Here is a 25,137-nt window from a genome sequence, read left to right as displayed (position 1 = left end):
GCGCTCGGCGGGGGTGCTTCTGAGGGGGCGGAGGGTCAGGCGCCGCTCTCGCGGAGCATGTCCTCGCGCTCGACGATCTTCACGCGCTCACGGCCCTGCGGCTCGCCCAGCGCCTTCTCCGCGGCGTCCAGGCGGTACCAGCCGTCCCAGGTGGTGAAACGGATGCCGCGCTCGCCGAGGAACGCGTCCACGGCCTCCGGAGCCGGCGCCCCGGGCGTCTGGAGCCGTCCGGCCGCGTAGTCCTCGAGCAGGTTGGCCACGGTCTCGTTGGCGTCGCCCTTGGTGTGGCCGATCAGACCCACCGGACCGCGCCGGATCCAGCCGGTCACGTACGTCGACGACAGGTGCTCGCCGGTCTCCTGGACGACCCGGCCGCCCTGGTCCGGGACCGTGCCCGAGCCGATGTCCCAGGGGAGCTTGGGCAGCTTGTCGGAGAGGTAGCCCACGGCCCGGTAGACCGCGCTGACGTCCCAGTCCTTGAACTCGCCGGTCCCCTTCACGTTGCCGGTGCCGTCGAGCGCGGTGCGCTCGGTGCGCAGGCCCACCACCCGGCCGTCCTCGCCGAGGATCTCCACGGGGGACTCGAAGAAGTGCAGGAACAGCTTGTGCGGACGGTCGCCGGCATCGCGGATCGCCCAGTTCTCGAGGGTCTTGGCGACCATGTCGGCCTGCTTGTTGCCGCGCCGGGTGGCGATCGAGCCGTCGTCGTAGTCGATGTCCTCGGGGTCCACGATGACCTCGATGGTGGGGGAGTGGTCGAGCTCCCGCAGCTCCATCGGGCTGAACTTCGCCTGCGCCGGGCCGCGGCGGCCGAAGACGTGGATCTCCACGGCCTTGTTGGCCTTGAGGCCCTCGTGGACGTTCGGCGGTATCTCGGTCGGCAGCAGTTCGTCGGCCGTCTTGGCCAGGATGCGGGCCACGTCCAGGGCGACGTTGCCGACGCCGAGCACGGCGACCTTCTCGGCCTCCAGGGGCCAGGTGCGCGGCACGTCCGGGTGGCCGTCGTACCAGGAGACGAAGTCGGCGGCGCCGTAGGAGCCGTCGAGCTCGATGCCCGGGACGGACAGCGCGCGGTCGGCCGTGGCGCCGGTGGCGAAGATCACGCCGTCGTAGAACGCGCGCAGATCGTCCAGGTGGATGTCGGTGCCGTAGTCCACGTTGCCGAACAGCCGGATCTGCGGCTTGTCCAGCACCTGGTGCAGGGCCGTGATGATGCCCTTGATCCGCGGGTGGTCGGGGGCGACGCCGTAACGGATCAGTCCGAACGGCGCCGGCATGCGCTCGAAGATGTCGATGGACACACCGGGGTCGGCGGCCACGGAGGACTTGAGCAGGGCGTCGGCGGCGTAGATCCCGGCGGGGCCGGATCCGACGATTGCTACCCGCAGGGGGCGGGGCATGGTCAGGTTCCCTTCGAGCGGTGACAGACGACTCGAGGGGAAGCCTAAACTGAGGCATGCCTTACCTGGTACGCGGGTCCGGTCTATGGGCTCATAAGCCTCCCTTATGGCCTCTCCCCAGGTGCGCTTATGTCGGCGGAATCGGCTGTTCCGCCCAGATGACCTTTCCGGCGGGCAGATAGCGGGTGCCCCAGCGCTCGGCGAGCTGGGCGACCAGGAACAGGCCCCGCCCGCCCTCGTCCGTCATGGTCGCGTAGCGCAGGTGCGGGGAGGTGCTGCTGCTGTCGTATACCTCGCAGACCAGGTGGCGCTCGTGGAGCATCCGCACCTTGATGGGGGCGCCGCCGTGCCGCATCGCGTTGGTGACCAGCTCGCTCAGGATCAGTTCGGTGCCGAACGTCAGCTCCTCCAGTCCCCACTCGGCCAGCTTCCGGGTCACCGCGGCCCGCACCTCGCCCACGGCCGCCGGGTCCGCGGGCACCGGCCACTCGGCGATCCGGCCGGCGGGCAGCGCCCGCGTCCGCGCCACCAGCAGCGCGATGTCGTCGGCGGCCCGCGCCGGCCGGACGGACTCCAGGACGGCCCCGCACATCTCCTCGGGGGAGCCGCCGGCCCGGGACAGCGCCTCGCGCAGCCGCTCCAGCCCGACGTCGATGTCGTGCCGCCGGTCCTCGACCAGCCCGTCGGTGTAGAGGACCAGCCGGCTGCCCTCCGGCAGCTCCCGTTCGGCCGACTCGAACGGCATGCCGCCCAGCCCCAGCGGGGGGCCGACGGGCACGTCCCAGAACTCCACGCCGCCGTCCGGGCCGACCACGGCCGGCGGCGGATGTCCCGCGCGGGCCGCGGTGCAGCGCCGGGAGACCGGGTCGTAGACGGCGTACAGACAGGTCGCACCGGTCACCGGCGCGCTGTCCTCGTCCTGGGCCTCGTCCTGGTCGATCCGGCCGACCAGCTCGTCGAGCAGGGTGAGGAGCTCCTCGGGCGGGAGGTCCAGCGCGGAGAAGTTGTGCACCGCCGTGCGCAGCCGCCCCATGGTGGCCGCGGCGTGCAGGCCGTGGCCCACGACGTCGCCGACCACCAGCGCGACCCGGGCGCCGGACAGCGGCAGCACGTCGAACCAGTCCCCGCCCACCCCGGCCTGCGCGGGAAGGTAGCGGTAGGCGATCTCCAGGGCGTTCTGGTCGGGCAGGCTGCGCGGCAGCAGGCTGCGCTGGAGCGTCACCGCCATGCTGTGCTCGCGCGTGTACCGGCGGGCGTTGTCGATGGAGACCGCGGCGCGGGCGACCAGCTCCTCGGCCAGCGCCAGCTCGTCCGTGTCGAACGGCTCCGGCTTCCGCGAACGCCAGAAGCTGACCACGCCCAGCACCAGGGCGCCGGCCCGCAGGGGCACGGTGATCAGTGAGTGGATGCCGTACTCCATGACCTGCCCGGAGCGCTCGGCGTCCTGCGCGTGCCAGCCCGGGGCGTCCCTCAGCCGGGGCTCCAGGACCGGCCGGCCGATGGCGAGGCTGACGCCCTGCGGCGACGAGGCGACGAACCGGATCTGCCGGCCCCTGGGGTAGAGGGGAGCGTCCTCCCGGATCCCCGTCGACGCCGCGCGCCGCAGCGTGCCGGCCGGGTCGGGGTGGCCGCCGGCCAGTACCGGCTCGAACAGGTCGACGGTGACGAAGTCGGCGAACCGGGGCACGGCCAGCTCCGTGAGCTCCTCGGCCGTGCGGGTGACGTCCAGGCTCGTCCCGATGGCGACGCCCGCGTCGTACAGCATGTTGAGCCGCCGGCGCGACTCCTCGGCCCGGCCGGAGAGGGCCCGCAGCTCGGTGGAGTCGCGGACCGTGGCCACGCTGCCGGGCGGTCCGCCCGCCCGGTCGGTGGGCCGCTGGTTGACCGCCAGCAGCCGGTCGCCGACCCGGTGCACCTCGTCCGTGGCGACCCGGCCCGAGGCCAGCAGCTCGGCGGTGCCGGGATCCAGGCCGATGTGCAGTACGTGCCGGCCCTCGGCGTCCCCGGGCAGCCCGAGCAGACGGTGCGCCTCGTCGTTGGCGAGCAGCAGTGTCCCGTCCTCGCCGACGATGATCACCCCTTCGCGCACGGCGTGCAGCACCGCGTCGTGGTGTTCGTACATCCGGGTCATCTCGTGCGGGCCCAGGCCGTGGGTCTGGCGCAGCAGCCGTCTGCTGACCAGGGCCGCGCCACCGGTGGCCAGGGCGAGCGCGGCGAGCGCCGCGCTCAGCACCAGCGGCAGCTCGTCCTCCGCGGCCACGCCGACGTGCTGGGTGGTGATGCCGGCCGACACCAGACCCACGACCCTGCCGCCGGGATCCTTCACCGGCACCACGGCCTGCACCAGCTGCCCGATGGTGCCCTTGATCTCCTCCACCACGGGCTTGCCGGCCAGCGCGGGCCCGATGGTGCCGACGAACTTCTTGCCGATCCGGTCCGGCTTGGGGTGGGTGTAGCGGATGCCGTCGGTGTTCAGGACCACGACGAAGTCGACGTGCGCCTGCTTGCGCACCGCCTCGGCGCGCGGCTGGAGCACGGCGGTGGGGTCGGGGGAGTTCAGCGCCTCGACGATGCCCGGCGAGTTCGCGAAGGACTCCGCGACGGCCAGCGAGCGACGGCGGGCCTCCTGGGTGCTGTCCTGGCGCGCCTGGAGCACCAGTGCCACCACGGCGGCGATCACCAGCAGCAGCACGATCACCAACTGCAGTACGAACACCTGTCCGGCGACGCTGCCCCCGCCCAGTACCGACCGCGCCGCCGCACCCGGATTCCACCGGGAGCGGCCGTCTCCGCCCTGCCGGTGCCGTGCGGACATCGCGGCGCGGGGCCGCTGGGGCGACCGGGTCCGGGATCGACCCAAGAGTCGGACCATGTGCCATGTCTACACCGCCGGACGACGCGAGGCGAGGGGCGGCGCCCACCTCCGTCACGGCTTCGCGGGTCGCGCGCGGCCGGTCCCCCCGGTGGCCGCGCGCGACCCTCCCCCCGGCGCGCGACTCGTCCCCCGAAGGTCGCGCGCGTTCCCCGGCCGGACGGCCGGGCCCCGGTCCCGGCAGGCTCAGTCGGCCAGTGCGCGGGCCAGCTCCGTGGTGGCGTGGGCGATCTCGGTGTCCGGCTCAGCCAGCAGCCGCTTCAGATCGCCCCTCCGGGCGCGCACCGCCTGCCGGGCGGCGCGCTCCCACACCACCGGGTTCTCACGGCGGTTGAGCAGCTTGGGATACGCGGTGGCGGTGCTCTCCCACTGCCGGGCGTCGGCGATGGCCTTGAGCAGCTGGATGATGCGGACCCGGCAGGTCACGTGCGGCAGCTGGGCCAGCTCCCAGAGGAAGGGGACCGTGGCGGCGGTCGCCTGTTCCGTGACGAAGCCGTACTGGCAGATCCGTTTCCGCAGATCGTCGAGGGCGGCGCGGGCCGTGTCGGCGTCGCCCCAGGCGATGCCGTTCAGCAGGAGGGGGATGGCCGCGGCCGATCCGGTGGAGTCCTGCATGTCGGCCCATGGCACGCGAGACAGTGCCGTGAGAGGCGTGGTCCGTGCCACTCCGGTGGGGGACGTGTGGCGCACAGGGCGCTCGCTGCTCGGCTGTTCCGTAGAAGCGCTGCGCATGGCGTGGGTGCCTTTCCGCGGCAGTCGTGTCAGATGGGGGGGTGGGTCGACAACCTGGCCCACACCGTCTTGCCCGCGGGAGGAGCGGGGGTCCAGCCCCACGCCTCGGACAGGGCGTCGACGATGTGCAGACCCCGGCCGTGCTCCTCGAGGGCGGCACCCGTGCCGGGTGTGCGGACGGGCGGGCGGTCGTCGGGATCGGAGACCGTGAGCAGCAGGTGCGCGGGCTCCAGCCGGAACCCGAGCCGGACCTCCTGCGCACCCGCGCACCGCGGTGCCGCGTGCGTCACGGCGTTGGTGGCGAGCTCGGTGATCACCAGGGTGGCGTCGTCGCAGCGGTGGCCGAGTGACCACCCGCGCAGGGTGTCCCGGGTGAAGGACCGCGCACACGCGAGACCCTCCGGGCCGCACGCGATGTGCAGCGCGGCCGAAGGGGACGCGGCGCCGCCCGGGCCACCCGTCCGTATCACGGCCGCGGCCGACGACCGGAGCAGCGGATGCGCAGGTGAGGGCACGGCATCTCCCCGATGCGACGTCAGGACGGGGCGTCAGCACAGGGGTTGACGCCGCAGCTATTATCCACGCTGAGGGCGCTCGCGTGCAATTGCACGAGAAATTGCGCGAGATTTTTCCGGGCGTGGCGGGGCATCCGCGCGGCGTTCCCGGGGAGACGGCAACAGCAAGGAGACAGCGGTGCCAGGAGTGCGGAACGGAGTGCGGGCCAGCCAGCTGGACGCCCGCTGGATCAAGAGCCGGCACAGCAACGCCGAGGGCAACTGCGTCGAGGTCGCCCCGCTGAACGGCGGGGACATCGCGATGCGCAACTCCCGTGACCCCGACGGCCCCGCCCTCGTCTACACGGCCGCGGAGCTGGCCGCGTTCCTGGCCGGCGCGAAGGACGGCGAGTTCGACCACCTCGTCTGACACACCTGCGACGGGCCGGCGCCGCCCGGCCGGCACCGTCGGCCGTGCGGGTGAAACGGAGCCCAACTCCCCACTTCTTCAGGGGTTTCGCACGCGGATGCGGTGAGGCAGAGTCGGGTGCGATAGTGTAAATCGCCCTTGTGCCGGTCTGCTGGGAGTCAGGATGTCCGCCGCGTCGCGTCGAATCTCCCGTCTGGAACCCTATCTGGACAGGCCCGAACCCGCCCCGACCCTGCTGAAGATGCTCGTCGGCGTGCAGCTGGCGGGCTTCAGGGACGATGCCGGACTGTCCCAGGACCAGGCGGCGCGCTCCGCGGGCTTCAGTGCCGCGAAGCTGTCCCGCATCGAGTCCGGCAAGGGCCGCCGCCCGCCGACCGACGCCGATGTCCGCGCCCTGCTGGAGCTCTACGGTACCGACGACTACGAGGCCTCGGTGCTGCTCAAGCTGCTGCGGCGGGCCGGCGAGCCGGGCTGGTGGCAGCGGTACGACAAGCGGCTGATGCCGGAGTGGTTCGACCGTCTGGTCGGGCTCCAGGAGGCCGCCGCCACCATCCGCACCTTCGAGATCCAGTACGTGCCCGGGCTGCTGCAGACCGCCGCCTACACCCGCGCGGTGGTCGAGCGAGGGCTGCCGAACGCCCCGGCGAGCGAGGTGGAGCGCCGCGTCGAGCTGCGCATGCGCCGCGCCGAACTGCTGATGCGGGAGTCCGCGCCGCAGATCTGGGCCGTCGTCGACGAGTCGGTCCTGCTGCGCGTCCTGGGCAGTCCCGCGGTGATGCGCGAGCAGCTCGAGCACCTGATCACGATGGCCGGGCGGCCCAATGTGACGGTGCAGATCGTCCCGCTGGACGTCACCAACGCGTCGGCTCCCGCCATCCCCGTGACCTATCTGCGCTTCGGCGGGCTGGACCTGCCCGACGTCGTCTACCTGGAGCACATCAGGAGCGCCAACTTCCTCGAGGACCGCGACGAGACGGAGGAGTACCGGATCGCGCTGGACCGTCTCGCCGACGAGGCGCTCAAACCCCGTGACTCGGTGGAGCTGCTGCGCACGACGATCGAGAGGCGGTACGCCGCGGAGTGACCGCGGGCGGACACGCCGACGCCCCCTGCCGGACCGCTCGGGTCCGGCAGGGGGCGTCGCTGTGGCTGCCGAGGCGTCAGGAGGTCACTGCGGGATCCGGCCGACCCCGCCGAACTCGATCCATTCCTGGGTGAGCTGACGGGGCGCCACCTCGGTGTCCGGTCGCCAGGTGGACACCTCCACCAGGCCCGGCTCCAGGACCTCGAGACCCTCGAAGTACGCGTGGACGTCCGCCTGCTGCCGCACGCGGCCCCAGTGCCCCTGGGTCGCCTGGTCCATGAAGTCCGTGACGAACTTGCGGACCTCGGCGTCCTCGCTCACCAGCTGGCACATCACCATGAAGCTGCCCGGCGCGAGCCGTTCACGCACCCGGCGGGCCAGGGCGAGCGGCCCGTCGGTGTCGCTGTCCGGGATGCAGTGGAAGACCGAGTTGAACAGGACGCAGACCGGCTCCGAGAAGTCGATCAGACGCTGGGTCTCCGGGTGGCCGAATATCCCGTCGGTGTCCCGCATGTCGGCCTGGATGACCACGGTGCGCCTGTCCTGCTCCAGCAGGGCGCGGCCGTGGACCAGCACCATCGGGTCGTTGTCGGCGTAGACCACGTGGGTGGTCGGGTCGATGCGCTGCGCGACCTGGTGGACGTTGTCCTGGGTGGGCAGGCCGGAGCCGTGGTCGAGGTACTGCCGTATCCCGTACTCCTGGGTGAGGGTGCGGACCACCCGCTGCAGGAAGCGCCGGTTGTTCAGCGCCAGGCGGCGGGTGCTGGGCACCACCTTGTCGAGTTCCTCGGTCGCCGCCCGGTCCGCAGCGTAGTTGTCCTTGCCGCCCAGGTAGAAGTCGTACATCCGCGCCGCCGTCGGCACGGTCGCGTCGATCTCGGTGGACAGTTGCTTACCGGTGTGCATCGTTCCCCCTGCGGGCCGCACCAACTGGACTGGCTGGACAGGAAGTACATCCTAGGGAGCGCGGCACGGCCCCGGCCAGCCCGTCGGCGAACGTCCCCCGGAACGAACGACGCGCCGACCGCCCGCTCTCGCTCCCGGTGTCCGGCTGAGTGCTCACGGTGAATGCTCGCGCCTCCCTTGCGGAGGCGCTCGCGGGTCGTCCCCGTCGATGCCTGCGCGAGCGCTCGTGCCCCGCTATCGTCGGTTTCGTCCCCACGGGACGTCCGTCGCCGGCGGAGCAGTGGCCGGCCCATCCGCTTCCCCGGGAGGCAGGCACTCATGGACGACTACTACGACCTCGGTCCCTACCGCAGGCCCGTGAGCACGTCCTCCGCCGACGCCCAACTCTGGTTCGACCGAGGGCTGATGTGGACGTACGCGTTCAACCATGAGGAGGCGGTCGCCTGCTTCGAGAGGGCGGCCGAGGCCGACCCGGACTGCGCGATGGCCCACTGGGGCATCGCCTACGCCCTCGGCCCCAACTACAACAAGCCCTGGGACGCCTTCGACGGTGACGAACTCGTCCGCACCGTCGAACGCGCCCACCGCGCGGTGGAACAGGCGCAGGGGAAGGCCGCGCACGCCGCCCCCGTCGAGCGGGCCCTCGTGGAGGCCCTGCGCGCCCGCTACCCGCGGGCCCGCGCCGCCGAGGACTGCTCGGTGTGGAACGAGCCGTACGCCGACGCGATGCTCGCCGTGTACGAGAGCCACCCCGGCGACCTGGACGTGGCCACCCTCTGCGCCGACGCCCTGATGAACCTCACCCCCTGGCGGCTGTGGGACCTGCGGACCGGTCTGCCCGCCGACGGCGCCCGCACCGTGGAGGCCAGGGCGGTGCTCGACGGCGCGCTCGCCACCGACGCCGGCGCCCGCCACCCCGGAGTCCTCCACCTGTACGTCCACCTGATGGAGATGTCCCCCACCCCGGAAGCGGCCCTCACCGTCGCCGACCGGCTGCGCGGCGCCGTGCCCGACGCCGGGCACCTGCGCCACATGCCCTCGCACCTGGAGGTGCTGTGCGGCGACTACCGCCGGGTCGTGTCGGACAACACCGCCGCCATCGCCGCCGACGAGAAGTACCTGGAGCGGGCCGGCGCCATGAACTTCTACACGCTCTACCGCGCCCACAACCACCACTTCAGGATCTACGGCGCCATGTTCGCCGGCCAGTCGCGGATCGCCCTGGACGCCGCCGCGCGGCTCGAGGCCGCCATCCCCGAGAAGCTGCTCCGGGTGCAGAGTCCGCCCATGGCCGACTGGCTCGAGGGTTTCCTGGCGATGCGCGTCCACGTCCTGATCCGTTTCGGCCGCTGGGACGACATCCTCGCGCTGCCGTTCCCCGCCGACCCGGAACTGCACTGCGTGACCACCGCGATGCTCCACTACGCCCGTGGCGTCGCCCTCTCCGCGACCGGCGCCCTCGACGGGGCCGAGGCGGAACGGGACAGCTTCCGCGCGGCCGTGGACCGGGTACCCGGCACCCGGATGCTGTTCAACAACACCTGCCACGACATCCTCGCCGTCGCGTCCGCGATGCTGGACGGTGAACTCGCCTACCGCAAGGGCGAGTACGCCATCGCGTTCGCCGCGCTGGAGCGATCCGTCGCACTCGACGACAACCTGCCCTACGACGAGCCCTGGGGCTGGATGCAGCCCACCCGGCACGCCTACGGGGCGCTGCTGCTGGAGCAGGGCCGCGTCGCGGAGGCCGAGGCGGTGTACCGCGCGGACCTCGGCCTCGACGGCACCCTGCCCCGTCCCCTGCAACACCCGGGAAACGTCTGGGCGTTGCACGGTTTCCACGAGTGTCTGACGCGGACCGGCAAGCTGGGTGAGGCCGCGATCATCGCTCAACAGCTCAAGCAGGCGGCCGCGTTGGCGGACGTCCCGGTCGAGGCTTCGTGCTTCTGCCGGCTGGAGCCCCGCCGCCCGATGGAATCGGACGACGGCCGCCCCTGCCACTGAGGCCGTGTCCCGCCGGACGGCTCAATGGGACTCGACCACCAGCTGGAACGACTTCATGCAGGAGAAGCAGTGCCGGTCCGTCGTGTGCCGCCGGGCCGCCTCCTCCTGTTTCTCCACTCCGCAGAGCGTGGACGTCTTGTCGGGCGTGAGGACATGCCACACCGGTTCCCCCGACATGTCCGCACCGCACCACATCTCGTGCATTGCCAGCTCCCTCCTGGTAGGTATGGGGGCCGCTTCCATACGAGCACGGTGCGGGCCCGGACGGCTCGTCCGGGCCCGCCAGTCGGGTGATGTGCGGGTCCGACATGCATAGCGGACGCGCCGGCGGGATCCTGGAAGGATGAAGGCGCCGATCGTGGTCCACCCGCCGCTCGGATCGGGCGGACGGCGGGTGACGGTGCGCGGCGAGATCGTCGGCCTCGCCAACTCCGACCGGGACGTCGTGGAGTTCCTGCGACGCGCGGGACTGCCGGAGAGCGAGCAGCTGCTCGACGATCCCGCCTGGGTGAAGTGGGTCGGCGGCAGGGCCCACGTCTACGACGCGGCCTAGCGCCGGCCGGGCCCGGGGCCCGCCCCCGCTCAGCGCGGTCACCTCCCGGCCGACTCCGACGGTGACCGCGAGCCCGTCCTCTCCTCCCCGGCACGCCCCCGCACGCGGTGCGTGAGTCACGCCTGTTCCCGCCCCCCGGACCGCCGACGCGGTTCCGGGGGCGGGGGTGCGCGGCCCGGCGCGGCGCACGAGACCGGTGACATTGCCGGTGCCCGCGCCCCCTCTCCTCTCCGACAGTGGCACCGCCAGCCCATCGGCGGCGCCCCCGGCCGGGCACGGCCCCAACCCACGCCAGGACCCCCGTGCACCGGCCGGCCGGCGGCTCGCCGCGACAGAGAGGACCACTCGTCGTGCAGCAGCACCCCCACACCGGCGGACGCCGGACCGGCCGGTTCGCCGCACTGGCCGCGGCCGTCGCCGCGGTCGTCGGTCTCACCACCCTCGGCGGCCCCGGCGCCCACGCGGCGGACAACCCCTACGAGCGCGGCCCGGCGCCGACCGAATCGAGCATCGAGGCGCTGCGCGGCCCCTACGCCGTGTCGGAGACCTCGGTCTCCTCGCTCTCCGTGACCGGCTTCGGCGGCGGCACCATCTACTACCCGACCAGCACCGCCGACGGCACCTTCGGGGCGATCGCCGTCTCGCCCGGCTTCACCGCCTACCAGTCCTCCATCGCCTGGCTGGGCCCGCGCCTGGCCTCCCAGGGCTTCGTGGTCTTCACCATCGACACCAACACCACCCTCGACCAGCCCGCCTCCCGCGGCGACCAGCTCCTCGCCGCGCTGGACTACCTCACCCAGCGCAGCGCGGTCCGCGGCCGCATCGACAGCAGCCGGCTCGGCGTCATGGGCCACTCCATGGGCGGCGGCGGAACCCTCGAGGCGGCCAAGGACAGGCCCTCGCTGCAGGCGGCGATCCCGCTGACGCCCTGGAACCTCGACAAGACCTGGCCCGAGGTCCGCACCCCCACCCTTCTCTTCGGCGCCGACGGCGACACGGTCGCCCCGGTCGCCACCCACGCCGAACCCCTGTACACCGGCCTGCCGTCCTCCCTCGACCGGGCCTACCTGGAGCTGAACGGCGCCACCCACTTCACCCCCAACTCGTCGAACACGACGATCGCGAAGTACAGCATTTCCTGGCTGAAGCGGTTCATCGACAACGACACCCGCTACGAGCAGTTCCTGTGCCCGCTGCCCCGGCCGAGCCTGACGATCGAGGAGTCCCGGGGCAACTGCCCGCACACCTCCTGACGACAAGGCCACAACGAACGGCCCGGTGGCGGTCCGCGCACGACGCGGGCCGCCACCGGCGTTGTGCGGGCGCACCGCCGCACCCCGGCCGCCCTGGGCCGCGGCACACAGGTGGACGCGCTCCCTCCACCTCTCCTTACGCGTGAGTAACGTCGAGTGAATGACCGGACAGACGACCCCACGACGACACGCGGTCCACCGGCTCCTGGACGGGCTGCGCACCGACGGCGGCGTCCACGTCGTGACCGGCGAACCCGGTTGCGGACGTACGGCGTTCCTCGAGTACGCCGCCCGTTCGTTCCGCGGCGGGCCCGTGTGGCACGTCCGCGCGGGCTCCGGGCGATGCGCGCCGCCGCTGAGCGGTCTGCGCACCCTGCTGCGCGCCGCCGGCCGCTCCGGGCCCGCCCCCGGGGGCGCCATGGCGGGGGACGCGCTGCTCGACGTCCTGCGCGCGGCGGCCGGCGCGGCGCCGCCCCTGGTGTGCGTGGACGACGCGCACCTGTGGGACGCCGCGTCCCGCGCCGCGCTCGGGCAGGCGGCCCTGCGGGTGCGGGCGTCGGGGATCCGGGCGGGACTGCTCCTCACGGTCGCCGGACACCGGCCCGTCGACCCGGAGCTGGCGGAACTGCCGCTGCTCAGGCTCGGTCCCCTCGCCCCCGGGGAGGCGGCACGGCTCGTCGACGACACGACCGACGGCGCGGTCGACCCCGACGTCCGCGAGGAGCTGGTGACGGCGGCGGAGGGCAACCCCGCCCTGCTGCTGGCGCTGGTCGGCCGGCTGTCCCCGGCCCAGCTCGGCGGTCGCCGGGCGCTGCCCCGCCCGCTGGCCGACGGGGAGGTCCTCGCCGGGGTGGCCGGCGGGTCCCTGACGGGCGTACCGCCGGACCGGGCCGGCCTGCTGCTGACGGCGGCGGCCGCCGCCCGCGCCACCGGCGAGCCGGACGCCGCCGCGGACCTCGTACGGCGGGCAGCCGGGGCCGGCGGGGACGAACCGCTGCCCGAGGCGCTCGTCCTCTCCGAGGGCCGGATCGGGTACCGCAGCGCGCTGCTGGGCCGGGCGGTGTACGCCGGCGCCCCGCCCGACCTGCGCCGTGCCGCGCACCGCGCACTCGCCGGGTGTCTGCCGGACACCGGCGTGGACGGCGTGCACGCGCTGCTGCACCGCTCCTGGGCCGTCACCGGTCCCGCCCCCGCCCTCGCGGCGGCACTGGCGGCGGCAGCGTCGGACCCGGCCACCGCGCTGCCGCCGGGCCCGCGCCGCAGGGCGCTCGCCCGCGCCGCCGAGCTGACGGCGGACGGCGCGGAGCGGGCCCACCGCTACACCGCCGCCGCCGAACAGGCCGTCCTCGCCGGGCACTCGCCGGAGGCCCTGCGGCTGCTCGACGCCGCCCGGAGCCGTCCGGCGCCCGCCCCGTCCCGCGGCAGCGCGGAACTCCTGCGCGGCGCGGTCCTCCTCGCCGACGGGCCGGTGGACGACGCCCGCGAGTCCTTCCTGCTCGCCGCGGGTCTGCTGGCGGGTGCCGACGACGAGGCCGCCGGCACCGCCGCCCTCGGGGCGGCGGACGCGGCCTGGGCCGCGGGCGACCCGGCGTCCTGCCTGCGCGCCCTCGCCCCCACGGGGGCGCCCCCTTCCGGGCCGACGGCAGGCGGCCCCCGCTCGGTGCTGCGTGATCACCAGGAGGGAATGCGGGCCGTGCTGCTGGGGCGGTTCGACCGGGCCGCCGGGCCGCTGCGGCGGGTGGTCGAGCGAGGACTGGCCTGCGACGAACCCCAGCGGCTGCTGCGGTCCGCCTCCGCCGCCCTCATGCTCGGCGACACGACCGCCGCCCGCCGGGCGGGAGCACGGGCTCTCGCCGCGGCCCGCACCGCCGGTTCCGCCGCCCTCGAACCGAGGGCCCTGGAGTACCTGGCGTACGCCGAACTGCGGTCCGGGCGGCACCAGCTCGCCCGGACCCACGCCGAGGAGGGACTGCGCACCGCACGGCGGACCGGGCAGCGCAACACGGCCGCCCACCACCACGCGGTACTGGCGCTCGCCGCGTCGATCGAGGGAGAGAAGGAGGTCGTCGCCGACCATGTGGCGGCGGCCCTGTGCACCGCCCGCCGGCACGGACTGTCCCAGGCCGCGACGCTCGCCCAGTGGGCCGCGGCCCGCGCCGACCTGGGCGCCGGCCGTCCCCGGGAGGCCGCGGAACGGCTCGGCCCGCTGGTCCGCCCGGGTGCCCGGCGCGGCCACTTCGCGGTCTGGATGCTCGCCGTCCCCTGTTTCGTGGAGGCCGCCGTGCTCGCCGGCCGGCCCGACCTCGCTCCGGAGGCCGTCGAGGACTTCGCCCTGTGGGCCGCCTGCGGGGCCGACCCGCAGGCCCCCGCCCAACTCCTGCGCTGCCGGGCGCTGCTGGCCGGGGCGGACGCGGCCGGCCCGCTGTACCTGCGCGCCCTGGACCGTCACGAGGAGACGGCGGGCGACTTCGAACGGGCGCGCACGGAACTGCTCTGCGGCAAGTGGCTGCGCCGCCGGCGCCGGCCGGGCGAGGCGCGGACCCATCTCGGGGAGGCGCTCAGGGGCTTCGAGGGGTGCGGGGCGCGCCTGTGGGCGCAGCAGGCGGCCGCCGAGCTGCGGGCGGGCGGCGCGGCCCCGGCGGGCGCCGGGGCGGGGGAGCTGTCCCGGCTGACCCCGCAGCAACTGCGGATCGCGCGGTGCGTCGCCCAGGGCGCCACCAACCGGGAGGTGGCCCTGAGCCTGTCCGTCAGCACCCGCACCGTCGACTACCACCTGCGGAACGTGTTCGCCCTCCTCGGCGTCCGCTCCCGGGTCGAACTCGTCCGCCTGGTCGGCCAGACGGAAAAGACCGGTGCACAACTCTAGGGACCGACCGGACGGTATGTCATCCTTCGGGGCAGGACGAGTCCGACGGCGGCCGGCCCACGGGCTCCCCGTACCGGCCGGGCGCCGGTAAGGGGACCGCCGCCGCGCGGGCACCGCCGGGAAGACGACCCTGGGGGAGATGCGCGATGCGACACGCCGTACGACCACGTACCCTGCCGCGTTCCGGACCCATGCCGGCACCGCTGCCCCGGACCCCGCGCGTGCGGTCGCTGATCGACGCCGACGCGCTGCGCGTGCTGCACCGGGCCGCCCGTGTGCTGCTGGACGACCTGCCTCAGCTCACCGACCGGCTGGTCGCCGCACTGCAGGAGCAGGAGCCCGCCTACCGGGCCGCGATCGAGGGGGACGCCACCACGACCTGGCAGGAGGTGCACCGCTCGCTGCGGCACAGCATCTCCTCGCTGCTCGACCCGCGCGGCGCCCGGGACGCGGCCCGCCGCTGCTCCTGGAAGATCGGCGCCACGCGCGCCGAGCAGGGACTGCCCCTGGACGCGCTGCTGCACGCCTTCCGGCTGGGCGGCTCGCTGGTGTGGCAGGGCCTGGTCGACGAGACGTCCAGGGCGGCGCCCGAGGACGTACGGCTGCTGGTGCACGTGGCGTCCGACGTGTGGAACTTCGTCGACGAGCACTGCACCCTCGTCGCGGACGCCTACCGGCAGACCGAGCGGCAACTGGCGTGGCGGCGGGAGAACAGGGTGCGGCTGCTGGCCGCGGCGCTGCTGGACGGCACGAGCCGGATCGCCGACCTGCCCGAGGCCGCGCAGGCGCTGGACCTGCCGGAGCACGGGCGGTTCGCGGTGGTCGCGGTCGCCGGCGGCGGGCCCACCGGTTGTTCCGGTGCCCAGGCGGTCCTCGGTCCGGGTGTGCGCGTGCACTGGCACACCGGTGTGGACGCCGACTACGGCATCGTCCCCGTCGGGGACGGTGAGGAGCCGGTCGTGCCGGAGGAACAGCCGCCCGGAGTGCGGGTGGGCGTCAGCAGCGTCGTCGCGGGGCTGTCCGCCGTGGGGGAGGCGCGGCGGCTGGCGGACACCGCGCTGAGCCTGTGCCCCGGCACGGGCGGCACGATCCGGCTGACCGAGCACCTGCCGGCGGCGCTGGTGGTGTCGAGTCCCGGCCTCGGGGCCGCGCTGGCCGAGCGGCTGCTGGGCCCGCTGGCCCACCTCGAACCCGCCGACGCGGAGGTCCTGTTGGACACCCTTGCCACCTGGCTGGCCTGTGACGGCTCGGCGCAGCGGGCGAGCCGGCGCCTGTACTGCCACCGCAACACCGTCCTCAACCGCCTCCGCCGCTACGAGCAGCTCACGGGCCGCTCCCTCTCCCGCCCCACCGACCTGATCGAAGCCGGCCTCGCCCTGACAGCCCGCACCGTCCTGCCCCACCCCCGCCAAACCTGACCCACCACCCGCCTGCGAGCAGCCGAGGAGACGGAACGCAGCCCCCCACCCCCGACACGATGCCGCGCCCAGCCGCACGCAGCCGCGGGCAGGCGTGTTCCTGACGGGATGGGGGGCTGTCGGGGCCGGTGAGGGGCAGGTCGGGGGGCGCTGTTCGTGCATGGGCACCCGCACAACCCCCGCCCGCCCCCGTTGGTACGCCGCAGCGTGCGGGCGCCGGAACCTGTACCCGTCGCCCGCCCCGTGTTGTCGTGAGGCATCCCTTCCCCCGAAGCCGCAGCCGCCCCGCGCGGCCCGGCCCCGAGGAGCCGTGATGCCCGAAGCACCACCGGACACCCCGCCCGCGCTGCACGTCGAGAACGTCGACGTGGCGTACGGGCGCGCGCTGTCCGCCCTCCGTTCCGTGTCCCTGACCGTGCCGCCCGGCACCGTCGTCGCGCTGCTCGGCGCCAACGGCGCGGGCAAGACGACCCTGCTGCGGGCCGTGTCCGGCACACTGCGCCTGCACCGCGGCGCGATCACGGCAGGCCGCATCCGCTACGGCGACACGGTGCTCGACGGAAAGGACCCCGTCGCGGCCGTACGCGCCGGAGTCGTCCAGGTCCCCGAGGGACGGCGGGTCTTCGCCGGGCTCTCCGTCGAAGAGAACCTGCGCTCCGGCGGGCTCGGCCTCGGCCGGCGCGGGCGCACCCAGGTACAGGAGGCCCGCGACCGGGTCTTCACGCTCTTCCCCCGGCTCGCCGAACGCACCCACCAGGCCGCCGGCCTGCTCTCCGGGGGCGAGCAGCAGATGCTCGCCATCGGCCGCGCCCTGATGGCCGCGCCCCGCCTGCTGCTCCTCGACGAGCCGTCCCTCGGCCTCGCGCCGCAGATGGTGTATCGGATCGCCGAGGTGATCCGCGAGATCAACACCCAGGGCACCGCCGTACTCCTCGTCGAACAGAACGCCGGCATGGCGCTCTCCCTCGCCGACCACGCCCACGTCCTGGAGGTCGGCGAGACCCGCCTGTCCGGCCCCGCCGCCGAACTCGCCCGCACCGACGCCGTACGCCGCCTCTACCTGGGCGAGCCGGCCGAGGACCAGGGGGCGGCGTGACCGACCGCACCACCGCGCCGCCCGTGCTCGACGTGCGGGACGTCACCGTGCGCTTCGCAGGACTCACCGCCCTCGACGGCGTCTCCTTCACCGTCACCCCCGGCTCGGTGCACGCCCTCATCGGACCCAACGGCGCAGGCAAGTCCACCTGCTTCAACGTGCTGTCGGGCCTGCGCCGCCCGGCCTCCGGCACGGTGACGCTCGGCGGCGCCGAGCTGACCCGGCTCGCCCCGCACCGCGTCGCCGCGCTCGGAGTGGCCCGCACCTTCCAGAACATCGTCACCACCCACGGCACCGTCGCCGACAACCTCATGCTCGGTCGCCACGCCCTCACCCGCGCCGGTTTCACCGCCACCGCCCTGCGCCTGCCGGGCGCCCGGCGCGAGCAGTCCCAGCACCTCGAACGGGCCCGCGAGATCGCGGAACTCACCGGTCTCGGCGCCCACTTCGACAGCCCCGTCGGCCTGCTGTCGTACGGCGACCGCAAGCGCGTCGAACTCGCCCGCGCCCTCTGCCTGGAGCCCCGCGTGCTGCTCCTCGACGAACCCGTGGCCGGCATGAACGCCGCCGAACGCGCCCGCACCGCCGAGACGGTGGGCGAACTCCGCGCCGAACTCGGCCTCTCCATCGTGCTGGTGGAGCACGACATGGGCCTCGTGATGCGTCTCGCCGACGACGTCACCGTGCTCGACTTCGGCCGGGCCATCGCCCACGGCACCCCCGACGAGGTCCGGCAGGACCCCGAGGTGCTGCGCGCCTACCTCGGCACCGACGCGACCGGGGAGGACGCGGCATGACGGCATTCCTCGACAACATCCTCGGCGGACTGGCACTCGGCGCGGTCTACGCCCTGGTCGCCCTCGGCTTCGTCGTCATCTTCAAGGCCTCGGGCGTCCTCAACTTCGCCCACGGCTCCCTGCTGCTGTTCGGCGGTTACCTCACCGCCGTCCTGCACGACGACCTGGGCTTCGCCGGGGCGCTCGCGCTGGCGGTCCTCACCACCGCCGCCCTCGCGGGCGCCCTCGACCGCTTCCTGCTGCAACGCGGCGGCCAGGACGCCCACTCCGCCCATGTGCAGACCATCGTCACCATCGGCATCGACATCGTCCTGCTCACCGACCTGGCCCGGCGCATCGGCGGCGACCTGCTGTCCCTGGGCGACCCGTGGGGCGACTCCGTGACCCGGCTGGGGCCGCTGACCGTCGCCGACAGCCGGCTCGCCGCGATCGTGGTGTCGGCCGTGGTCATCGGCGCGGTGTTCGCGCTCTTCCGGTACACCTCCTGGGGGCTGTCCCTGCGGGCGGCGGCGGAGGACCTGGAGGCGGCCGCCCTGATGGGCGTACGGCTCGGCCGGGTGCGCGCGGGCGCCTGGTGCCTGGCGGGCGCGCTCGCCGCGCTGGCCGCCGTGTTCCTCGCCGCGTTCCCCGCGCCCGGACTGGAGCGCACCACCGGCCAGATCGCCCTCAACGCCTTCCCCGCCGCGATCCTCGGCGGCCTGGCCTCCCCGGCCGGCGCCCTCGCGGGCAGCCTGATCATCGGCCTGACCGAGGCGCTCGTCGTCGGCTACCAGTCCGACCTCCACATCCTCGGCGAGGGCTTCGGCGACGTCGCCCCGTACGCCGTGATGCTGCTGGTCCTCCTGGTACGGCCCACCGGGCTGTTCGGCGCGAAGGGAGCGGCCCGTGTCTGACCGACTCCTCGCCGCCCTCACCCGCCGCAGAGCCGCGCTCTTGCTGTTCGCCGTCGTCCTCTGCCTGCCGCCGTTCTACCTGGACGCCTTCTGGCTGCGCATCGGACTGTTCTCCATGGCGGCGGCCATCGGCGCCGTCGGCCTCGCCCTGCTCAGCGGCACCGCCGGCCAGCTCTCCCTCGGCCACGCCTTCTTCCTCGCCGTCGGCGCCTACGGCTACGCCTGGCTCGCGGGCGAACCGGGACCGGGACTTCCGCCGGCCCTCGCCGCGCTCCTCGCGGTACTGCTCGCCGGAGCGGCCGGCGGACTGTTCAGCCCCGTCGCCGCCCGCGTCAAGGGCATCTACCTGGGCATCGCCACCCTCGCGCTGGTCTTCCTCGGCCACCACGTCCTGCTGACCGCGGACTCCGTCACCGGCGGCTTCAACGGCCGCTCCGTGCCCCCGCTGACCCTGGGCGGGTTCGCCTTCACGGAGAGCGACCCCGAACTGACCGTGCTGGGCGTGCCGTTCGGCGCGGAGGAGCGGCTGTGGTTCCTGGGCCTCGCCCTCTTCGCGTTCACCTGGTTCACCGCCCGCGGCCTGCAGCGCGGCCGGCCCGGCCGGGCGCTGGCCGCCCTGCGCGACAGCGAGACCGCCGCCTCCGTGATGGGCGTCGACGTCGCCCGCCACCGCTCCGCGGCCTTCGTGGTGTCCTCGATGTACGCCGGCCTCGCCGGCGTGCTCCTCGCGCTCGCCTTCCGCCGCGTCGTCCCGGACTACTTCTCCCTCGCCCTCTCCGTCGACTACCTCGCCATGATCGTCATCGGCGGCCTCGGCTCCGTCGCCGGAGCCACCGCCGGCGCCGTCTTCGTCACCGCGCTGCCGCTGCTGATGACCCGGTACGCCGACCAGCTCCCGCTGGTGACCGCCCCGGGTTCCGCCGAGGGCGCCGTGGGCCCCACCGAGGCGGCCCGCTACCTCTACGGCGCGGCGATCGTCCTGGTCCTGCTGTACGCACCCGACGGTCTGCACGGCCTGGCCCGCCGGGTCCGGGACCGCGCACGGCGCCGCCGCCCCCGTACCCCCGCCCCGGAGACCGCCGTACCCACGCCTCCGCAACCCTCCGCGCGACCCAAGGAGCACACCCCGTGAACACCACGCACCACAGGCACCGCAACCGGCACCGCACCGCCGGGACCGTCCTCGCCGGCGCCCTCGCCCTGCTGCTCGCGGCCACCGGTTGCAGCTCCAAGGCGGACGACGGCGACAAGGGCGGGAAGGCCGCCGACGGCGTCCGCACCGGCCCCGGCGTCGGCGCCGACACCATCAGACTCGGCGCCCTCACCGACCTGACCGGCCCGTACGCCACGCTGGGCAAGAGCATCGTGCAGGCGCAGCAGATGTGGGCCGACGAGGTCAACGCCAAGGGCGGCATCTGCGACCGCAAGGTGGAGATCGTCGTCAAGGACCACGGCTACGACGTGCAGAAGGCGGTCACCGCCTACGCCGACATCGCCCCGGACGTCGTGGCGCTGCCCCAGGTCATCGGATCCCCGGTGGTCGCCGCCCTGCTCGACGACATCGAGCGGGACAAGATGCTCACCTTCCCGCAGGCCTGGGCGGCCTCGCTGCTCGGCAAGGACGCCATCCAGGTGCTCGGCACCACCTACGACGTCGACATGATCGCCGCGGTCGAGTTCCTCACCCGCACCAAGGGCCTGAAGAAGGGCGACACGATCGGCCACGTCTACTTCGAGGGCGACTACGGCGCCAACGCGCTGGAAGGGGCCACCTGGGCGGCCCGGAAGGCCGGTTTGAAGGTGGCGGGCCAGAAGATCAAGGCGACGGACACCGACCTGTCGGCGCAGGTCTCCGCCCTGCGCAAGGAGGGCGTGAAGGCGATCCTGGTCAGCGCCGGCCCCGCGCAGACCGCCTCCCTGGTCGGCGTCGCCGCCTCCCGCGGTCTGAAGGTCCCCGTCGTCAGCAGCGCGCCCGGCTTCGCGCCCCAGCTGATGAAGACCCCGGCCGCGCCCGCCCTGGCGGCGATGCTCAGCGTGGTCAGCGCCGCACCCGCGGTCAGCTCCGACCTGCCCGGCGTCAAGAGGATGGTGGCGGCCTACGGGAAGAAGTACCCGGACTCGCCCGTCGACTCCGGTGTGCTGTCCGGGTACAACGCCGCCGAGCTCATGGGCGCCGACCTGAAGGCGGCCTGCGAGGCGGGCGGCCTCTCCCGCGAGGACGTGGTCAAGGCGCACCGCGCGCAGACGAACGCGGACACCGGCCTCGGCACCCCTCAGGACTTCTCCGACGTGGACCGCCCCGCGAGCGTCGAGACGTATGTGCTGAAGCCCGACGCCGAGGCGGTCGGCGGTGTGGTCGTCGCGGAGGACGCGCACGCGGCGCCGGGCGTCGAGGAGTACCTCTCCGCGCACTGACACGTCCCGCGAGCCGGGACGCCGGGGACTGACCCGCCCGCCGGCCGGGCGGGTCAGTCCCCGGTCAGTCCCCGGCCGCCTCCGGATCGCGGTCGGAGGACGGCCAGACGTACGGCAGATCGTCCGGCTTCCCGGGGAAGAGGTCCGCGTAGACGGCCGGGTCCTTGCGGACCAGTGCCGAGCGGTGGCTGCGGTGCACCGCGTCGTCCCCCAGCCAGGGCGGCAGCTCACCCGCGTCGGCCAGCTCCCGCTGACCGCGCACCGGCGCGCCGGGCCGCACGGCGGCGAGATCGGCCACGAGGGTGGCGGCACAGCTGTCCTGATGGCCCCGGTCCCGCCAGACCCGGCAGATCTCCAGGCCGTACCGGACCAGGGCCTCCTCGTAGCCGGTCCACATGCGCACCGCGGGATGGCGGCGCCACCCGTAGCCCGGGACGGTCAGCCCCCGCAGCACCTGGAGCGCCTCGACCCGCTGCTTGCCGAGCCGGCGCCGGTCGAGCGCCAGCGCCGACTCGCAGAAGTCGGGGTACGGCAGAAAGGTCTGCATGGGACCGTCCGAACTGTGAGGGTGCCCACCGGGCTCACCGCTCCGCAGTTCCCCGTCCGCGGCGGCCCACACCCGCGCGGCCCGCCGTCGGCTCAGCCCAGCGTGCCCAGACGCGCCTCGCGCCACAGGTCGACGCCGCCCTCGGTGGCGTACTTGTCGATCTCGGCCAGCTCCTCGGCGCCGAAGTCGAGGTTCTCCAGCGCGGCGACGTTCTGCTCCAGCTGCTCAGTCCGGGACGCGCCGATGACCAGCGAGGTGACCCGCGGGTCCCGCAGCGCCCAGGCCAGCGCCATCTGGGCGAGGGTCTGTCCGCGCCGGGCCGCGATGTCGTTGAGGGCGCGCAGCCTGCGCAGCATGTCGTCCGTCAGCCAGGCCGTGTCGAACGACTTGCCCGCCGCCGCCCGGGAGTCCTCCGGGACGCCGTCCAGGTAGCGCCCGGTCAGCATGCCCTGCGCGAGCGCGGTGAAGCCGATGATCCCGAAGCCCTCCTCCTGGGCCACGTCCAGCAGGCCGTCCGTCTCGATCCAGCGGTTCAGCATGTTGTAGGACGGCTGGTGGATCAGCAGCGGCGTCCCGAGGTCGCGGAGGATGGCCACGGCCTCGCGGGTGCGGTCGGCGTCGTACGAGGAGATGCCGACGTAGAGCGCCTTGCCCTGGCGGACCGCCGTGTCGAGGGCGCCCATCGTCTCCTCGAGCGGAGTGGAGGCGTCCAGCCGGTGGGAGTAGAAGATGTCCACGTACTCCAGGCCCATGCGCTTCAGGGACTGGTCCAGCGAGGCCAGCAGGTACTTGCGGGAGCCGCCGCCCTGGCCGTACGGGCCGGGCCACATGTCCCAGCCGGCCTTGGTGGAGACCACCAGCTCGTCCCGGTACGGCGCCAGGTCCTGCCGCATCAGCCGGCCGAAGTTGATCTCGGCGGAGCCGTAGGGCGGACCGTAGTTGTTCGCCAGGTCGTGGTGGGTGATGCCCAGGTCGAAGGCGCGCAGGGCGATCTCGCGCTGGGTCTCGAAGGGCTTGTCGTCGCCGAAGTTGTGCCAGTAGCCCAGGGATAGCAGGGGGAGGTCGAGCCCCGAGCGGCCGGTGCGCCGGTAGCGCATGGTGCCGTCGTAGCGGTCGGGATGGGCGAGGTGGTTCATCGGCTGGTCTCCGGTGGTGCGAGTGGGGCCGGGGGGAACGTGTTGATCCTTGCCACAGTGCCCCCGCCCGATCGGGAAGTCCAACCGATCCCCGCCATGGCATTCAGCAGCACGGCTTCTGAATGGGCGGGCGGCCGGGACGCGGGATTGGAGACCGCGCCGGGGGGCAGTCGAGGCGGCAACGGCAAGAGCGAGACCGCCCTGCCCCCACAAGGAGGTCGACCATGCATCTCCGTACGCTGACCGGCGGCCTGGCCGCTGTTCTCGTGCTCTCCGGCCCCGCCCTCACCGGTCCGGCCGAGGCCGTCCCGTCCGGAGACACCGGTCCGGCGGCCGCCGGGGTGATCACCTATGACACGAGCGGCGCCGCGGAGTTCAAGGCCGCGGTCGACCGGGGCGCGGCGATCTGGAACAAGAGCGTCGAGTCCGTCGAACTGCGTCCGGCCGCGTCCGGGCAGCGCGCCGACGTACGGATCGTGGCGGACAACGGCTGGCCGCGCTCCCTGCCCTCCTCCCTGGGCGGCGGCACCGTCTACCTGGGACGCCAGGCCATGGACCAGGGGTACTACACGGTCCGCGTGACGGCCCACGAACTCGGCCACATGCTGGGCCTGCCGGACCGCAAGCCCGGCCCCTGCTCCAGCCTGATGTCGGGCGCCAGCGCCGGCCTCTCGTGCACGAACCCCTACCCGAGCGCGGCGGAGCGCGCGCAGGTCGAGAAGAACTTCGAGAACGCCCGCGCCGGGGTGCTCATGTGACCGATGTGACTGATGGGACGACTACCGCTATGGTGGTCCCAGGTCACGGCGAAGGAAGCCTCCCGAGCCCGGCTGTGCGTTGGTGGTCCAAGGAAAGACGCCCCGCTTCCTGCGGGGAGATGCAGGTGCAAGGCCTGCCCGGCGCTCATTTCACGAGCCCCGTCCCGGAATCCGGGACGGGGCTCGCGGCATTGCCGGCGGCTGGGGGAGGCACGGGAACGGGCCCCCCGTCGTCCGGCGGGCCCGTTCGCGTCGTGGCGGTCGGTCAGGCGGTGTGCAGCGTCAGCCCGTAGCGGTTGAGGATCTCGTTGACCGGCTGGAACCAGGTCTCGCCCCCGCTGGAGCAGTTGCCCCAGCCGCCGGAGGTGACCCCCTGCGCCTGGTCGCCGCTGATGAACGAGCCGCCCGAGTCGCCGCCCTCGGCGCAGACGCTCGTCTTCGTCATCTGGCGCACCGCGCCCTGGCTGTAGTTGACGGTCTCGTTCTTGGCCAGCACCCTGCCGCAGTGCCAGTGGGTCGTGGAGCCGGAGCGGCAGATCGAGGCGCCGACCGGGGCCTCGGCCGAACCGCGCACCAGCTGGTCCGACACCGTGCCCCAGCCGAGCACGACGGGGACCGTCCACCAGCCGCTGCCCACGTTGACCCAGGCGTAGTCGTTCTCCGGGAACGAGGAGCCCTGGAAGTTGCCTATGTACGAGCCGTCCCAGCCCCTCACCTGCTGGCCCGCCCCGCCGCAGTGCCCCGCGGTGACGAAGCCGCCGTGCACCGAGAAGCCGATGGAGCAGCGGACGTTGCCGGTGTAGTAGGGGTCACCGCCCACGGTGCCTGCGGCGAACGTCTCGGCCTGGGCGCGCACCGTCCGCACGGTGACCGGGCCTGCCTCGCGGGCCTTGGCCACGAAGGCGCGGACATCGTTGTCGCCCCGCCGGTCGCCGACGACGTTCACCACGACCGTGTTGGCGGCCGGGTCCACGGACCAGCTGCTGACGCCGGAGGGCGCGTCGAGGCGGTCGACACGTGCCTTGGCCGCGTCGAGCTGCCGTGCGCTGTGCTCCACGGTGCGGACGGCGGCGCCGGACGCGCGCAGGGCCCTGACCGTCGAGGCGCCCGCGTCCTCGGTGACGGCGACGGTCAGTTTCTCGGTCCCGGTGTCGAACCAGGCCCCGCCGTAGGCGGATCCGGCGGTCTTGCGTGCCTCGGGCGCGAGGTCGGTGGCCTCCTGTTCGGCGGCCAGCCGGTCCACCGCTTCGGCGCGGCTCAGCCCGAAGTCCCGCTGCATCGCCTCCAGCAGGGCGGTGGAGGCGGGCGCGGAGTCGGTGGTGCGGGAGGCGGGGGAGTCGGGGGCGTCCTGCGCGGCGGCGGGCAGGGTGCCGGCCGCGGTCCAGCTGCCGATCATGAGCAGGGCGGCCACGCAGGCATGCGTGAGTCGGGTGCGTCTCATGGAAGGTTGCCCTTCGTCGTTCCAACAAGGTGGGGGTGGAAC

General features: G+C 73.8%; 22 protein-coding genes. 13 read left to right on the top strand and 9 right to left on the bottom strand.

All coding sequences use genetic code 11. The features are described 5' to 3' along the window. Window positions 1-35 precede the first annotated feature (35 nt). The 4 genes from CNQ36_RS02365 to CNQ36_RS02350 all read right to left on the bottom strand — a co-directional run bounded on the left by CNQ36_RS02365 (window position 36) and on the right by CNQ36_RS02350 (window position 5,519). Window positions 36-1,400: an FAD-dependent oxidoreductase gene (locus tag CNQ36_RS02365; protein WP_121544729.1), complete on the bottom strand. Its 1,365-nt coding sequence runs from the start codon at window positions 1,398-1,400 to the stop codon at window positions 36-38. Window positions 1,401-1,527: 127 nt separating this feature from the next. Continuing rightward, on the bottom strand, window positions 1,528-4,272 hold the full coding sequence (locus tag CNQ36_RS02360; protein WP_206278408.1) for a SpoIIE family protein phosphatase: 2,745 nt from the start codon (window positions 4,270-4,272) through the stop codon (window positions 1,528-1,530). 186 nt (window positions 4,273-4,458) lie between these two features. Continuing rightward, complete coding sequence (locus CNQ36_RS02355; protein ID WP_004935813.1) at window positions 4,459-5,004, bottom strand: hypothetical protein; 546 nt, start codon at window positions 5,002-5,004, stop codon at window positions 4,459-4,461. A 29-nt stretch (window positions 5,005-5,033) separates the two neighbouring features. Further along, window positions 5,034-5,519, bottom strand: a complete 486-nt coding sequence (locus CNQ36_RS02350) for an ATP-binding protein (protein ID WP_390327055.1) — start codon at window positions 5,517-5,519, stop codon at window positions 5,034-5,036. A 178-nt stretch (window positions 5,520-5,697) separates the two neighbouring features. Between CNQ36_RS02350 and CNQ36_RS02345 the strand changes: the two genes are divergently transcribed. Both CNQ36_RS02345 and CNQ36_RS02340 read left to right on the top strand, forming a co-directional pair. Then, entirely contained in the window at window positions 5,698-5,928 is a 231-nt protein-coding gene (locus CNQ36_RS02345; RefSeq protein ID WP_004935818.1) for a DUF397 domain-containing protein, read from the top strand. 163 nt (window positions 5,929-6,091) lie between these two features. Beyond that, window positions 6,092-7,012: a helix-turn-helix domain-containing protein gene (locus CNQ36_RS02340; RefSeq protein ID WP_004935822.1), complete on the top strand. Its 921-nt coding sequence runs from the start codon at window positions 6,092-6,094 to the stop codon at window positions 7,010-7,012. A gap of 84 nt (window positions 7,013-7,096) precedes the next feature. On the opposite strand, the gene CNQ36_RS02335 is transcribed toward CNQ36_RS02340, so the two are convergent. Beyond that, window positions 7,097-7,918 carry an SAM-dependent methyltransferase gene (locus tag CNQ36_RS02335; RefSeq protein WP_121544726.1) on the bottom strand — a complete coding sequence of 274 codons (822 nt, stop codon included), beginning with the start codon at window positions 7,916-7,918 and terminating at the stop codon, window positions 7,097-7,099. Window positions 7,919-8,236: 318 nt separating this feature from the next. Here CNQ36_RS02335 and CNQ36_RS02330 point away from each other — a divergent pair, with 318 nt between their 5' ends. After that, window positions 8,237-9,922: a hypothetical protein gene (locus CNQ36_RS02330; protein WP_121544725.1), complete on the top strand. Its 1,686-nt coding sequence runs from the start codon at window positions 8,237-8,239 to the stop codon at window positions 9,920-9,922. A 21-nt stretch (window positions 9,923-9,943) separates the two neighbouring features. On the opposite strand, the gene CNQ36_RS02325 is transcribed toward CNQ36_RS02330, so the two are convergent. Next, window positions 9,944-10,126, bottom strand: a complete 183-nt coding sequence (locus tag CNQ36_RS02325; RefSeq protein ID WP_228312901.1) for a hypothetical protein — start codon at window positions 10,124-10,126, stop codon at window positions 9,944-9,946. 139 nt (window positions 10,127-10,265) lie between these two features. Between CNQ36_RS02325 and CNQ36_RS02320 the strand changes: the two genes are divergently transcribed. The 9 genes from CNQ36_RS02320 to CNQ36_RS02280 all read left to right on the top strand — a co-directional run bounded on the left by CNQ36_RS02320 (window position 10,266) and on the right by CNQ36_RS02280 (window position 21,213). Then, on the top strand, window positions 10,266-10,475 hold the full coding sequence (locus CNQ36_RS02320; protein ID WP_004935836.1) for a hypothetical protein: 210 nt from the start codon (window positions 10,266-10,268) through the stop codon (window positions 10,473-10,475). 350 nt (window positions 10,476-10,825) lie between these two features. Beyond that, entirely contained in the window at window positions 10,826-11,728 is a 903-nt protein-coding gene (gene bdeA / locus CNQ36_RS02315; protein WP_121544724.1) for a bis(hydroxyethyl) terephthalate hydrolase, read from the top strand. A gap of 160 nt (window positions 11,729-11,888) precedes the next feature. Beyond that, on the top strand, window positions 11,889-14,594 hold the full coding sequence (locus CNQ36_RS02310; RefSeq protein WP_121544723.1) for a helix-turn-helix transcriptional regulator: 2,706 nt from the start codon (window positions 11,889-11,891) through the stop codon (window positions 14,592-14,594). A gap of 146 nt (window positions 14,595-14,740) precedes the next feature. Beyond that, window positions 14,741-16,012 carry an RsbRD N-terminal domain-containing protein gene (locus tag CNQ36_RS02305; protein WP_121544722.1) on the top strand — a complete coding sequence of 424 codons (1,272 nt, stop codon included), beginning with the start codon at window positions 14,741-14,743 and terminating at the stop codon, window positions 16,010-16,012. 313 nt (window positions 16,013-16,325) lie between these two features. After that, entirely contained in the window at window positions 16,326-17,108 is a 783-nt protein-coding gene (locus tag CNQ36_RS02300; protein ID WP_121544721.1) for an ABC transporter ATP-binding protein, read from the top strand. Then, window positions 17,105-17,905 carry an ABC transporter ATP-binding protein gene (locus CNQ36_RS02295; RefSeq protein WP_121544720.1) on the top strand — a complete coding sequence of 267 codons (801 nt, stop codon included), beginning with the start codon at window positions 17,105-17,107 and terminating at the stop codon, window positions 17,903-17,905. Before CNQ36_RS02300 ends, CNQ36_RS02295 begins: the two co-directional genes overlap by 4 nt. Beyond that, entirely contained in the window at window positions 17,902-18,798 is an 897-nt protein-coding gene (locus CNQ36_RS02290) for a branched-chain amino acid ABC transporter permease (protein ID WP_121544719.1), read from the top strand. Before CNQ36_RS02295 ends, CNQ36_RS02290 begins: the two co-directional genes overlap by 4 nt. Beyond that, window positions 18,791-19,930, top strand: coding sequence for a branched-chain amino acid ABC transporter permease (locus tag CNQ36_RS02285; protein ID WP_121544718.1), 1,140 nt, complete (start codon window positions 18,791-18,793; stop codon window positions 19,928-19,930). The genes CNQ36_RS02290 and CNQ36_RS02285 overlap by 8 nt, the downstream gene beginning before the upstream one ends. Further along, window positions 19,927-21,213, top strand: coding sequence for an ABC transporter substrate-binding protein (locus CNQ36_RS02280; RefSeq protein ID WP_004935855.1), 1,287 nt, complete (start codon window positions 19,927-19,929; stop codon window positions 21,211-21,213). Before CNQ36_RS02285 ends, CNQ36_RS02280 begins: the two co-directional genes overlap by 4 nt. Window positions 21,214-21,277: 64 nt before the next feature. Here CNQ36_RS02280 and CNQ36_RS02275 read toward each other — a convergent pair whose 3' ends face one another. Further along, the gene (locus CNQ36_RS02275; protein WP_121544717.1) at window positions 21,278-21,760 is read right to left on the bottom strand and encodes an MSMEG_6728 family protein; all 483 of its coding nucleotides are present in this window, start codon (window positions 21,758-21,760) and stop codon (window positions 21,278-21,280) included. A 92-nt stretch (window positions 21,761-21,852) separates the two neighbouring features. Next, window positions 21,853-22,896 carry an L-glyceraldehyde 3-phosphate reductase gene (gene mgrA, locus CNQ36_RS02270; protein WP_121544716.1) on the bottom strand — a complete coding sequence of 348 codons (1,044 nt, stop codon included), beginning with the start codon at window positions 22,894-22,896 and terminating at the stop codon, window positions 21,853-21,855. Between the two features lie 224 nt (window positions 22,897-23,120). Here mgrA and CNQ36_RS02265 point away from each other — a divergent pair, with 224 nt between their 5' ends. Further along, complete coding sequence (locus tag CNQ36_RS02265) at window positions 23,121-23,654, top strand: snapalysin family zinc-dependent metalloprotease (RefSeq protein WP_121544715.1); 534 nt, start codon at window positions 23,121-23,123, stop codon at window positions 23,652-23,654. A 265-nt stretch (window positions 23,655-23,919) separates the two neighbouring features. On the opposite strand, the gene CNQ36_RS02260 is transcribed toward CNQ36_RS02265, so the two are convergent. Beyond that, entirely contained in the window at window positions 23,920-25,095 is a 1,176-nt protein-coding gene (locus CNQ36_RS02260) for a S1 family peptidase (RefSeq protein WP_121544714.1), read from the bottom strand. Window positions 25,096-25,137: the final 42 nt, after the last annotated feature.

Source organism: Streptomyces fungicidicus (assembly GCF_003665435.1).
GTDB classification, from domain to species: domain Bacteria; phylum Actinomycetota; class Actinomycetes; order Streptomycetales; family Streptomycetaceae; genus Streptomyces; species Streptomyces fungicidicus.
Note: the sequence above shows the minus strand (reverse complement) of the source record. Positions and strands in the feature narration are given on the sequence as shown.

What these genes read in the sequence shown, in the direction of transcription:
- CNQ36_RS02365 (WP_121544729.1), bottom strand. Translation starts at nt 1,400, where the DNA reads ATGCCCCGCCCCCTGCGGGTAGCAATCGTCGGATCCGGCCCCGCCGGG.
- CNQ36_RS02360 (WP_206278408.1), bottom strand. Translation starts at nt 4,272, where the DNA reads ATGGTCCGACTCTTGGGTCGATCCCGGACCCGGTCGCCCCAGCGGCCC.
- CNQ36_RS02355 (WP_004935813.1), bottom strand. Translation starts at nt 5,004, where the DNA reads ATGCGCAGCGCTTCTACGGAACAGCCGAGCAGCGAGCGCCCTGTGCGC.
- CNQ36_RS02340 (WP_004935822.1), top strand. Translation starts at nt 6,092, where the DNA reads ATGTCCGCCGCGTCGCGTCGAATCTCCCGTCTGGAACCCTATCTGGAC.
- CNQ36_RS02335 (WP_121544726.1), bottom strand. Translation starts at nt 7,918, where the DNA reads ATGCACACCGGTAAGCAACTGTCCACCGAGATCGACGCGACCGTGCCG.
- CNQ36_RS02330 (WP_121544725.1), top strand. Translation starts at nt 8,237, where the DNA reads ATGGACGACTACTACGACCTCGGTCCCTACCGCAGGCCCGTGAGCACG.
- CNQ36_RS02325 (WP_228312901.1), bottom strand. Translation starts at nt 10,126, where the DNA reads ATGCACGAGATGTGGTGCGGTGCGGACATGTCGGGGGAACCGGTGTGG.
- CNQ36_RS02320 (WP_004935836.1), top strand. Translation starts at nt 10,266, where the DNA reads ATGAAGGCGCCGATCGTGGTCCACCCGCCGCTCGGATCGGGCGGACGG.
- CNQ36_RS02310 (WP_121544723.1), top strand. Translation starts at nt 11,889, where the DNA reads ATGACCGGACAGACGACCCCACGACGACACGCGGTCCACCGGCTCCTG.
- CNQ36_RS02305 (WP_121544722.1), top strand. Translation starts at nt 14,741, where the DNA reads ATGCGACACGCCGTACGACCACGTACCCTGCCGCGTTCCGGACCCATG.
- CNQ36_RS02300 (WP_121544721.1), top strand. Translation starts at nt 16,326, where the DNA reads ATGCCCGAAGCACCACCGGACACCCCGCCCGCGCTGCACGTCGAGAAC.
- CNQ36_RS02290 (WP_121544719.1), top strand. Translation starts at nt 17,902, where the DNA reads ATGACGGCATTCCTCGACAACATCCTCGGCGGACTGGCACTCGGCGCG.
- CNQ36_RS02275 (WP_121544717.1), bottom strand. Translation starts at nt 21,760, where the DNA reads ATGCAGACCTTTCTGCCGTACCCCGACTTCTGCGAGTCGGCGCTGGCG.
- mgrA (WP_121544716.1), bottom strand. Translation starts at nt 22,896, where the DNA reads ATGAACCACCTCGCCCATCCCGACCGCTACGACGGCACCATGCGCTAC.
- CNQ36_RS02265 (WP_121544715.1), top strand. Translation starts at nt 23,121, where the DNA reads ATGCATCTCCGTACGCTGACCGGCGGCCTGGCCGCTGTTCTCGTGCTC.
- CNQ36_RS02260 (WP_121544714.1), bottom strand. Translation starts at nt 25,095, where the DNA reads ATGAGACGCACCCGACTCACGCATGCCTGCGTGGCCGCCCTGCTCATG.